This is a genomic window from Stenotrophomonas sp. B1-1, from assembly GCF_010894375.1.
GTDB lineage: Bacteria > Pseudomonadota > Gammaproteobacteria > Xanthomonadales > Xanthomonadaceae > Stenotrophomonas.
In genome coordinates this window covers 79,500-89,607 of the sequence record NZ_JAAIUZ010000021.1, presented here as the reverse complement: position 1 = coordinate 89,607, position 10,108 = coordinate 79,500, and the positions used below count along the sequence as shown (strand labels likewise).

12 protein-coding genes are annotated in these 10,108 nt (G+C 67.6%); 6 read left to right on the top strand and 6 right to left on the bottom strand.

Features of this window, described 5'->3' with window-relative positions; translation table 11 throughout:
- Positions 1–347: 347 nt before the first annotated feature.
- Positions 348–908: a DUF308 domain-containing protein gene (locus tag G4G00_RS16440; protein ID WP_108754489.1), complete on the bottom strand. Its 561-nt coding sequence runs from the start codon at positions 906–908 to the stop codon at positions 348–350.
- Positions 909–1,120: 212 nt separating this feature from the next.
- Positions 1,121–1,819: a ComF family protein gene (locus tag G4G00_RS16435; RefSeq protein WP_164275074.1), complete on the bottom strand. Its 699-nt coding sequence runs from the start codon at positions 1,817–1,819 to the stop codon at positions 1,121–1,123.
- Positions 1,820–1,989: 170 nt separating this feature from the next.
- On the opposite strand from G4G00_RS16435, the gene G4G00_RS16430 reads away from it, so the two are divergent.
- Positions 1,990–2,616, top strand: a complete 627-nt coding sequence (locus tag G4G00_RS16430) for a DNA-3-methyladenine glycosylase (RefSeq protein WP_164275071.1) — start codon at positions 1,990–1,992, stop codon at positions 2,614–2,616.
- Positions 2,617–2,642: 26 nt separating this feature from the next.
- Here G4G00_RS16430 and G4G00_RS16425 read toward each other — a convergent pair whose 3' ends face one another.
- On the bottom strand, positions 2,643–3,548 hold the full coding sequence (locus G4G00_RS16425) for a LysR family transcriptional regulator (RefSeq protein WP_164275069.1): 906 nt from the start codon (positions 3,546–3,548) through the stop codon (positions 2,643–2,645).
- Between the two features lie 126 nt (positions 3,549–3,674).
- On the opposite strand from G4G00_RS16425, the gene G4G00_RS16420 reads away from it, so the two are divergent.
- The 3 genes from G4G00_RS16420 to G4G00_RS16410 all read left to right on the top strand — a co-directional run bounded on the left by G4G00_RS16420 (position 3,675) and on the right by G4G00_RS16410 (position 6,160).
- Positions 3,675–4,424 (top strand): glucose 1-dehydrogenase, encoded by a 750-nt coding sequence (locus G4G00_RS16420; RefSeq protein WP_108757460.1) that lies wholly within the window; start codon positions 3,675–3,677, stop codon positions 4,422–4,424.
- A gap of 57 nt (positions 4,425–4,481) precedes the next feature.
- Positions 4,482–5,459 (top strand): hypothetical protein, encoded by a 978-nt coding sequence (locus G4G00_RS16415; RefSeq protein WP_164275067.1) that lies wholly within the window; start codon positions 4,482–4,484, stop codon positions 5,457–5,459.
- 140 nt (positions 5,460–5,599) lie between these two features.
- A complete protein-coding gene (locus G4G00_RS16410; RefSeq protein ID WP_164275064.1) occupies positions 5,600–6,160 on the top strand; it encodes a hypothetical protein in 561 nt (186 codons plus the stop codon).
- A 76-nt stretch (positions 6,161–6,236) separates the two neighbouring features.
- On the opposite strand, the gene G4G00_RS16405 is transcribed toward G4G00_RS16410, so the two are convergent.
- From G4G00_RS16405 to G4G00_RS16395, 3 genes are read right to left on the bottom strand one after another with little or no spacing between them, the layout of a single operon-like run.
- Positions 6,237–6,671: a hypothetical protein gene (locus G4G00_RS16405; protein ID WP_164275061.1), complete on the bottom strand. Its 435-nt coding sequence runs from the start codon at positions 6,669–6,671 to the stop codon at positions 6,237–6,239.
- A 16-nt stretch (positions 6,672–6,687) separates the two neighbouring features.
- A complete protein-coding gene (locus G4G00_RS16400; protein WP_164275058.1) occupies positions 6,688–7,233 on the bottom strand; it encodes a CbrC family protein in 546 nt (181 codons plus the stop codon).
- Between the two features lie 54 nt (positions 7,234–7,287).
- Positions 7,288–7,596, bottom strand: coding sequence for a hypothetical protein (locus tag G4G00_RS16395; RefSeq protein ID WP_108754496.1), 309 nt, complete (start codon positions 7,594–7,596; stop codon positions 7,288–7,290).
- Positions 7,597–7,754: 158 nt separating this feature from the next.
- Between G4G00_RS16395 and bioB the strand changes: the two genes are divergently transcribed.
- Both bioB and bioF read left to right on the top strand, forming a co-directional pair.
- On the top strand, positions 7,755–8,786 hold the full coding sequence (gene bioB, locus G4G00_RS16390) for a biotin synthase BioB (protein ID WP_164275055.1): 1,032 nt from the start codon (positions 7,755–7,757) through the stop codon (positions 8,784–8,786).
- Between the two features lie 67 nt (positions 8,787–8,853).
- Positions 8,854–10,092: an 8-amino-7-oxononanoate synthase gene (gene bioF / locus G4G00_RS16385; protein WP_240336172.1), complete on the top strand. Its 1,239-nt coding sequence runs from the start codon at positions 8,854–8,856 to the stop codon at positions 10,090–10,092.
- The last annotated feature ends 16 nt before the right edge of the window (positions 10,093–10,108 follow it).

Genomic DNA, 10,108 nt, shown 5'->3' with positions numbered 1-10,108 from the left:
CGCTTTGCCTGGTAGCGGTCGACCTTGGTCGACCATCGCGCGCCGCGCGGGCTTGCCGCGAACTGCAGTCGAGCAAGCTCGACTCTACCGGGGCTCGCTTTGCCTGGTAGCGGTCGACCTTGGTCGACCATCGCGCGCCGCGCGGGCTTGCCGCGAACTGCAGTCGAGCAAGCTCGACTCTACCGGGCCCCGCTTCGCTTGGTAGCGGTCGACCTTGGTCGACCATCGCGCGCAGCGCGGGCTTGCTGCGAACTGCAGTCGAGCAAGCTCGACTCTACCTGGGCTCGCTTTGCCTGCTAGCGGTCGACCTTGGTCGACCCTGCAACAGCCGTCGAGCAAGCTCGACGCTACGTCAGCTTGCGCAGCTTCAATGCCACCACGATCTGCAACACCCCATACACCAGGCTGCCAATGCCGATCCACAGTGTGGTGACTGCCAGGCCTGTCACCGGGTTGGCGGCCAGCAGCACGCCCAGCACCACCGCCAACACGCCACTGAGTATCAGCAGCCACTCGCCCTGGATCTGCTTGCGCACACGAATGGCGAACACGATGCGGTACAGCCCGGCCACCAGCAGCCACACGGCCAGCAGCAGCACCAGCACGCTGGCCGTGGCCAGCGGATTGATGATTGCCAGTACGCCAAAACCAAGCGACGCCAGCGCGTAAAGCAGCAGCCAGCCGCGCGGTGCGCCACTGCCGCCAGTGATCAGCGCCAGTAGACTGATCACCCCTTCGGCAATGGCCATCACGCCCAGCACCCAGGCCAGCGCAGTGGCCGCCGACAGCGGCCAGCCCACCGCAGTGATGCCGAACCCCAGCGCAACCACGCCGTACAGCAACAGGATCGGCCAGCTGCGGCCAATGGCCGACACCAGCGACGGGCGGGACGAGTCCGGAGACAGCATGACCACTCCTTCGATCAGGATCCAACCTGCATCGTAGCGCCAGCGGCGATGACGACACCGTTATGGCACGCGCGCGCACCCGCTGGGTAGGAGTCGACTGGGTAGAGTCGACCGTTGGTCGACTGCCCTTCCTTCAGATCGCGAAAACCCCGCGCTGCGCGCGATAGTCGACTGACAGTCGACTCTACCGGCATGCATCACAGTGGGCACGCTCACGGTACCCGCGCGCAGACCCAGGCGCGCACTTCGCCCACACCCACCAGCTTCAACGTCTCGGCAATCTCAAGCACCGTACTGCCGGTGGTCATCACGTCATCCACCAGCGTCACCCGCGCCGGCACCGGCCCGCGCACGTCGAAGGCATCGAACAAATTGTCCCTGCGCTGTTCGGCACTGCGCTCTGACTGCGGCGCGGTATGACGGCGGCGATACAGCCCGCGCCATACCGGCTGCTGCAGCAGACGGCACAGCTCCCCGGCCTGGTTGTAGCCGCGCTGGCGCAGGCGGCAGCGATGCAACGGCACCGGTGCCAGCGGCGGACAGGTCCACGCCGGTGGATGGCGCAGCATCAGCTGAGCCAGCAGTCGCCCGGCCGCCAGGTCGTGGTGGAACTTGAAGCGCAGCAGCAACTGGTCCACCGGCGGCAGGTACAACAGGCTGGCGTGCGTGGCCGTCTGCGGCGGCGGTTCGTCGCGGCAGGTACCGCACACCGGCAGCGCGGTATCAGGCAGCGGCAGCGCGCAGCGGTGGCAGGCGCGGCCTGACCAGGGGATATCGTCAAGGCAGGCGGAGCACAGATCCAGGCCATCGTGTCCTGGCTCGCCGCAGACCATGCAACGCAGGGGCAGCAGCAGCTGCAGTGTCTGTCTTGCAACGCGGGTAAGGACGTTGTGGAATCGTCGTAGGTGCATGCGCTTGAACATGCTCGCAGCGCCGTCAGGCCGCTATCAGTCGCTGCTGCACCGTTCGGCAAGGATTGACCGCTGCGCCGCACGCAAGCCGACACGTGCACTGCACATACGACGGATTAGCGTGATGGCCATCGCGCAGCCTATGCAATGACATGTCAGCACCAACACAGATGCCGGGCACAACCTTCCATTGGCTTCCTGCCCATTGGAACGTGCTGCCGCGCGATTTCTATCGGCGCCATCCCACCCTGGTTGCACCGCAGCTGTTGAACAAGCTGCTCGTGCGTGATGACGGGCGCGCCGCGCGCATCGTGGAAGTAGAGGCGTATGCCGGCAGCGAAGATCCCGCCGCACACTCGTATCGAGGGCAGACCGCGCGCAACGCCACGATGTTCGGCGAGGCCGGCCATCTCTATGTGTACTTCACCTATGGCATGCACTGGGGCAGCAACGCGGTCTGTGGGGACGTCGGCGAAGGCGTCGGCGTGCTGCTGAGAGCAGCCGAACCCGTGGCCGGCGTGGGGGCCATGCAGGCGGCGCGACCTGCTGCCAGGCGTGAGCGCGATCTTGCCAGCGGGCCCGGCAAACTTTCCCAGGCCTTCGGCATTACCCGCGATCTGGATGGTGCGGACCTTGTCAGCGCCGACCGCGGCATCGTCATCGCCTCCGACGGCACGCCACCACCGGCATCGCCCGTGGTGGGGCCGCGCATCGGCATCAGCCGCGCCGTGGACTTCCCGTGGCGCTGGCATGTTCCCGAGCATCCCCACGTGTCCGTGCGACCCCGACGCAGCTGACGCTGCGCTGCCCACATGGCGGGTCGCTAGACCCCCAGCAACGGCGGCATCATCTCCACCAGCCAATCGATGAACACCCGCAGCCGCGGGCTGACATGGCGGTTGTCCGGGTACACCACATGGAAGGGGTAGGCCGCCGGCCGCCACGGCTGCAGCACCTCCACCAGCGCCTTGCTCTGCAGCGCGGAAGCTGCGGCATAACCGAAGGTCTGCACAAGGCCCAGTCCTGCCACGGCGGCGGCCAGATGGCCATTGCTCTCGTTGATGCCCAGGCGGTGCTCGGCCTTGATCTCGAAGGCACCGTCGGGGCCACAGAACCGGAACGGCACGGCGCGCCCGTTCGACGGCAGCAGATAGCTGATCAAGCGGTGGCCATTGCGCAGTTCTTCCGGATACGCCGGCACCCCATGCGCCTTCAGATAGGCCGGGCTGGCGCAGGTGATCAGGTGCGCATCGCCCAGATGGCGTGCGACCAGCGATGAGTCATCCAGCGCGCCGCCGCGGATCACGCAGTCCACGTTCTCGCCGATCAGATTCACCGTGCGGTCGGACACGCCCAGCTCGATGCGGATGTCCGGGTAGCGCGCCATGAACGCCGGCAGCAGCGGAATCAGCACGTCACGCGCGGTGGAACCGCCGATGTCCACGCGCAGCATGCCACGCGGCGTTCCGCGCGCCGCACTGAACGAGGCATCGACATCCTGCAGGTCGCGCAGCAGGCGGCCGGCCTTCTCGTAGTACGTCTGGCCTTCGGCGGTCACCGCCACCCGGCGCGTGGTCCGCTGCAGCAGCCGCACGCCCAGGTGCGCCTCCAGCTCGCGCACCAGCTTGCTCAGCGAGGTGGTGGGCATGTCCAGTGAATCGGCGGCGCGGGTGAAGCTGCCGGTCTCGACCACGCGGGCGAAGGCATGGATGGCGTTGAGCTGGTTCATGCGGCCGATTATGCACTCACGTGCATAGTCATTGTCATTGCGCATTATTTATCGCCCAACCTTGGCCGCCCATCATTCTCCCACCCGCTGCCACCTCCCTCCCGGCAGCCCTTACAGGAGAACACCATGAGCACTGATTTCAACGGCAAGATCGCCCTGGTCACCGGCGGCACCACCGGCATCGGCCTGGCCACCGCCCAGCACCTGGCCCGCCTGGGCGCCACGGTCTACATCACCGGCCGCCGCCAGCCGGAACTGGATGCGGCCGTGGCCAGCATCGGCGCGCAGGCCACCGGCATCCGTGCCGACGCCTCGCAGCCGAGCGACCTGGACGCGGTCTACGCGCAGATTGCCCGCCAGGCCGGCCGCCTGGACATCCTGTTCGCCAATGCCGGCGGCGGTGACATGCTGCCGCTGGGGGCGATCACCGAAGAACACTTCGACCGCATCTTCGCCACCAACGTGCGCGGCGTGTTGTTCACCGTGCAGAAGGCGCTTCCGCTGCTGGTCGATGGCGCCTCGATCGTGCTGACCGGTTCGACCGTGTCGATCCAGGGCACCGCCAACTTCAGCGTGTACAGCGCCAGCAAGGCGGCGGTGCGCAACTTTGCCCGCTCGTGGTCGCTGGACCTGAAGGACCGGAAGATCCGCGTGAACGTGGTCAGCCCGGGCCCCATCCGCACCCCAGGTCTGGGCGACTTGGTGCCCGACGAAGCCCGCCAGGGTCTGTTCGACCACCTGGCCGCGCAGGTGCCGCTGGCACGCCTGGGCGAACCGCAGGAGGTGGCCAATGCCGTGGCCTTCCTGTCCTCGGATGCGGCCAGCTTCATCAACGGTGTCGAGTTGTTCGTCGACGGTGGCATGGCCCAGGTGTAACCGAGCAACGCCCTGCAGGCGCCCTACCTTGGTAGGGCGCCGCTGCGCGAGAAAGCGTTGCAGATCGGCGTCGCCTGTCGGTACGCGCCGAAGCACTCCATCACCACTTCACATTCGCCCCACAATGGCACCATCCAGGCCCGGCATGCTGCGTCCCACTCCCAACCGGTTGCCGCGCACATGCCCCCTCACACCTTCATCAGGTCTTCCGCGCCCGTTGCATCACAGCAGCCGCAGCACCTGCGCAGGCGCCGACACGTTCTGTGGCTGGCAGTCATCGTGCTGACCGCAAGTTGCCAGACACGCGGCGAGGACGATGACGTGGAGACGCTGGCCACGGAGGTACGCATCGAGATTGGCCAACACACCCTTGAGCTGCCCATCGCTGCCCTGCAGGGTTACGGCGAGCGCGGCAGCCAGTTCTCTCTGGGCCCGCGTGATGACAGCCGGCAGGACAACAGGCTTCGGTCGGCGCTGCAGCGTCGCAGCCTGCAGAGCAAGGCGCCCATCCGCTTCGACTCTGCCGAGGTAGCGGTTAGCAGTCCCGCGCTGTCAACTGAAAGCCTCAATCGCGCAGTGCGGTGCCAGCGGCTTGCACGCCCTTGGGCGCGGGCAGCGTGCCTGGACGGCACCGATGCCACGGCCCGCGCGGTGCCTGCGCGGTTCACCCTGGTCGATCTGCAGGCGCTGCAGCCCTATGACGGCCGCGTCGTTCCGAACTGCCTGGAAGGCGAACCGCGGCAGCGGCTTCCCTCAGAGAAGGAGGGAGCGATCCTGCTGTGCCCGGCCAGAGTCTTTGGGGGCGACGTTGACGAGTTCCATACCGCGGTGGTGCGTATCGACGACCGGCTGGGCGCGCTGTGGACGGTGTGGCGCAACGATTCCAGTGGCGAATCCGTGCAGGACATGGCCCGCCGCCAAGGCCAGGCGATCACCCTGCTGGCGAAGGCCGGCCTGGGTGACATGGAGGATTCAGACGCGCTGCGCGCCGGCATGCAGTCGCTGTGGCCCCCTCGCGCACCCGGCAACCGCTGAAGGCCTGCCGGCAGCATTGCGCCTACCTTCGTATGAGCAGGCCGCCCCGATGGATGGCGGCGGCCATACCGATGGCTGGCTGCCCTGCGCGCAGCGGCAACCGATAGTGGTCACACCCCCCACCACTGCGGAGCCCGCACATGTCCGACATCATCATCAGCGACAAGCAGCTGTCTTCCTCGGCCTACAGCGCCATCATCAACCTGCCGATCGAACAGGTGGACATCGCCGAGTGGCTGTTCAACCTGCCCGAAGCCGAGTACCAGCGCTGCTGCCCGCCCGACCATATTTCCGCTGGCAGCACCACCACCGACGATGGCACGCGCATGTCCATCAACGTGGAAATGATCGGCAAGACCCTGATGGTGCAGCACTACGTGGCCGAAGTGGCCACGCCCAGCCTGTGCCGCATGGTGTCCACGTCCGATGCCTTCACCCCGAACGGGCGCACCCGCGTGCAGGTGATCTGGACGCTGAGCGTGAAGAAGATCGACGAAAACACCTGCGAGTACACCAACAGCGTGGTCGCCCACCCCACCCAGGAATTCCTGGATTTCATCGCCGAACATGGCACCCCGTTCGAAGAAGCGGCCGAAGCACGCCAGCGCGACGGCGGCAATCACAATGGCCGCGAAACCCCGCTGTTCGCTGCCAGCATCGAGCGCCGCGTGCGCGCCCGCCAGCAGGCAAAGGCAGCCTGACACCACTGCGCTGCACGCCGGGGCTGTAGTGGCTTACAGCCCCAGGCGATTGGGCTGCCATTCGTACATCGTGGGCTCAGTCCTTGTCCGGCATTTCGGCCATCGCCTTGGCCGCCACACGCAGATGTTCGTTGCTGGCCTGGAACACCTGCACCAAACGGTCACAGTCATCCTTGTCAGCGCCGCAGCGCACCTGCATGTCGACACGGACTTCGCCCTGCTGCTCGCGCAGTTGCCGGCGGACGATCGACGGATGCCAGCCATTGCCCGGCAGAGTGACCGACCAGAACACCTGGCCCTGCATGTCGTGCAGCACCACCCAGTCGTTGTCCTGGCGCTCGCGTACCTGCGGCAGCGCCCGCAGGGCAGTCAAGGCCGCGTCGGGCGTGGCGTAGGGAATGTCGGTAGCCGCCGCTTGCTGCGCCCCGCCCCGCAGCGGAAGCAGGCAGGCCAACGCGCTTGCCACCGCAAAGGCACACTTCGGAACACGAGCGTATCGGCGTGCCTGCATGTAGGCGTGGCTCCTGTCAGTCGCAATCCTGGTAGCCGCCCACTTCGCCGCAGTGCCGGCAGCGGAACAGGTAGGCCGTGGGTGATCCGTCTTTGTCCAGCGCCGCCAGGAAGTGCTGCCACTGCGGGCCATCGTCCAAACCGGTGTTGTCCTGGATCGCGGCCAGCGCGGCCGGGCCCTGCGCTTCCAGCTCGGCGCGACCGGCGCGGCCGATGAACTGGGCGGCATCGCCGCAGTGTGTCCACCATTGCTCCTGCTGCCAGCCGTTGAAGCCAGGCGTTCGCTGCGCCACTTCATCGATGATCGTCTCGTCCACCTCGTCCCATTCACCGCCACCGCCCACGCCTTCTTCATCGGTGAAGGTGGCGCCGAGCTGCGCATGCGCCGAACCATCGGCAATGCACCAGGGGCAGATCGCCTGTTCGTACTCGTCTTCGGCGTAGACCGGCCCGGCATAAACGTAACCACGCACCTGCCCGCAGCAAACGCACGCGGTATCGGCGGCGATCACGCTGCCGGTGGCCAGCGGGTCGGGGTGGTAAGCGAAGTGCGGCAGTTCCATGGCAGGTCCGTTGCTGGGCGGCCCAGTGTAGCGGCGCGGTCGTGCCTGCGGCCGCTACGGGCCGGCAAGCGGCGCATCGCGTTCGGCAGCACTTTCCTCGGCAGGCAGGCAACCGTTGATGGCCAGCAGGCGAACCAGCACGTAATGGCCGAATGCCTGCAGTTCCTCGTTCGACAGCGCCGACGGATCGAGCTGCCCCGCCGGGTAGTCCTTGAAGGTCACCAGCACGTGGTGCTTCCAGTGCCCAGGCGGATCGGTCTGGCGCAGATCATCCAAGACCACGCGCAGGCCGCCGTCCGGCAGTTCGGCCAGGCTGCACAGCACCGCATCGCGGCGGATCGGGTAGGTCTGGGAACTGTCCATGGCAGATGCTCGCGACTCCCTATGCAGCCCTGAACTTACACCGCGGCGGCGGCGTGCTGCACCCTCGACTGTAAACCGCGATACAAAACCTTAAGTTGACAGCCTTCACCGGCCCACCCACACTGCCGCCCTCGTTCCACCCCTTCCAAGGTCCCGCCATGGCCTACGCCATCCGCCACGACTGGCAGCACGACGAACTGCAGGCGCTGTTCGATCTGCCCCTGCCGGAACTGCTGTTCCGCGCCGCCTGCGTGCATCGCGCGCATTTCGATCCGGCGCAGGTGCAGGTGTCCACTCTGCTGTCGGTAAAGACCGGCGGCTGCCCGGAAGACTGCGCGTACTGCCCTCAGGCGCAGCGCTACAACACCGGCGTGAACGCGCAGAAGCTGATGGACACCGAAGCGGTGCTGGCCAAGGCGCGCCAGGCCAGGGCCGCCGGTGCATCGCGCTTCTGCATGGGCGCCGCATGGCGTTCGCCGAAGGACCGCGACATTCCGAAAGTGGCCGCGATGATTGCCGGGGTGAAGGCGCTCGGCCTGGAAACCTGCGCCACCCTGGGCATGCTCAGCGGCGAACAGGCACGTGCCCTGAAAGAGGCCGGCCTGGACTACTACAACCACAATCTGGACACCGCGCCGGATTACTACGATTCGATCATCCACACCCGCCAGTACCAGGACCGCCTGGATACCCTGGGCCACGTGCGCGATGCAGGACTGAAAACCTGCTGTGGCGGTATCGTCGGCATGGGCGAAACGCGCGCGCAGCGCATCGGCCTGCTGCTGGCGCTGGCCACGTTGCCGGCCCACCCCGATTCGGTACCCATCAATCAGCTGGTACAGGTGCCCGGTACACCGCTGCATGGCAGCGCCGAACTGGACCCGTTCGAGTTCGTGCGCATGATTGCCGTGGCCCGCATCGTCATGCCGCGTTCGATGGTGCGGCTGTCGGCCGGCCGCGAAGCCATGAGCGATGAACTGCAGGCGCTGTGTTTCCTGGCGGGCGCCAACTCGATCTTCTACGGGGAAAAACTGCTGACCACCGGCAACCCGGAAAGCGAACGCGACCTGGCCCTGTTCGCGCGCCTGGGCCTGCAGCCGATGCCGGTGCAGGTGGACGCCGCGGGCCACGACCACGGCGGCACCGTGCACGCCGATATCGCCGCCTGTGCCCCTGCCGGCGCCGCGTGATGCGGGGCACAAGCGGCCGCCGCGGCAACGCGCTACCCTAGCCGCCCCGTCGTCGCCCGTAGCCACCATGGCCCGCCCCGACCTGTCCGCCCGCCTTCAAGCCCAGCGCGCGTTGCGCGATGCCCAAGGCCGTCGCCGCCCCCGGCGCACGGTGTCGCGCCGCGATGGCGTGCGCCTGGAAGTTGACGGGCGCTGGCTGACCGGCTTCTGCAGCAACGATTACCTTGGCCTGGCCCAGCAGTTCAGCGTGGTCAACGCCCTGCAGGACGCCGCCGCGCGCGAAGGCGCCGGTGCCGGTGCCTCGCACCTGGTCTGTGGCCACCACGCGCTGCACGACGCACTGGAACGCGAAGTGGCCGACTGGCTGGGTTACCCGCGCGCCCTGCTGTTCGGCAGTGGCTTCGCCGCCAACCTGGCCGTGCAGCAGGCGCTGCTGAGCGAAGAGAACGATGTCTGTGTGCAGGACAAGTTGAACCACGCCAGCCTGCTCGATGCCACCCGGCTGGCCGGCGCACGCCTGCGCCGCTACCCGCATCTGGACCCGGAAGGCGCCATGCGCCAGCTCAAGCACGCGCCCGATGGCGCGGCCATGCTGGCCACCGACGGTGTCTTCAGCATGGATGGCGATATCGCGCCGCTGCGTGCGCTGTCCCTGGTGGCGCGCCTGCAGCAGGCGCTGTTCTACGTGGACGATGCGCACGGCGTGGGCGTGCTGGGCGATGGCCGTGGTGCCGTGGCCAGCGCCGGGCTGGGCGTGGACGATGTGCCGTTACAGCTGGTCACGTTGGGCAAGGCGCTGGGCGGTGCCGGCGCGCTGGTGCTGGGCCGCGACGACCTGATTGAACACCTGGCCGAAAGCGCGCGGCCTTACATCTACACCACGGCGCTGCCGCCGGCCCTGGCCGCCGCCGCGCTGGAAGCGGTGCGCCTGGCCCGCCGCGACCACTGGCGGCGTGAGCGCCTGACCGATCTGATTGCCCTGTTCCGCAGCGAAGCACGCCGCCACGGGCTGGACGTGATGGCCTCGGAAACGCCGATCCAACCGCTGCTGTGCGGCGACGATCACACCGCCGTGGCGATGTCGCAGGCACTGGAACAGGCCGGCTGGCTGGTCGGCGCCATCCGCCCGCCCACCGTGCCTGAAGGCAAGGCGCGGCTGCGCGTCACTCTGTCGGCACTGCACACGCCCGAACAGGTGCGCGGTCTGGTGGACGCCATTGCCAGCGCGCGCGACCAGGTCGGCCGCGCCGCCCGCGCCCCCGATCCGCTGCCGCCGTCGCTGCCGTTCGACCGCGCCATCGCCTGAAACACGCAGGGCCCCG